Origin of the sequence: Bacillus sp. NTK071, assembly GCF_017303315.1 — a bacterium.
GTDB lineage: Bacteria > Bacillota > Bacilli > Bacillales > Guptibacillaceae > Guptibacillus.
In genome coordinates this window covers 1-256 of record NZ_JAFKOI010000153.1, presented here as the reverse complement: position 1 = coordinate 256, position 256 = coordinate 1, and the positions used below count along the sequence as shown (strand labels likewise).

The window sequence follows — 256 nt, the reverse complement described above, 5'->3', positions numbered from 1 at the left end:
CGGGCTCGACCGCTTCATCGATTTCGACAAGCCCGCTTTCGTCGGCCGTGGCGCAGCCCTTGCCGAACGCGCCAACCCGCCGCAGACGCTGGTTGTCATGCTGGAGGTTGACGCCACCAATGCCGACGCCACCGGGTACGAGCCGATCTGGCACGACGGCAAGCGCGTGGGCTACGTCACCTCGGGCGGATATGGGCACACCCTTGGCCGCAGCTTCGCCATGGCGATGGTCGACCGCTCGGTCTCGGCCCCCGGC

General features: G+C 68.8%; 1 protein-coding gene. It reads left to right on the top strand.

Features of this window, described 5'->3' with window-relative positions:
- On the top strand, positions 1-256 hold a 256-nt coding region (locus JI666_RS21410), incomplete at both ends, for a glycine cleavage T C-terminal barrel domain-containing protein (RefSeq protein ID WP_206895103.1).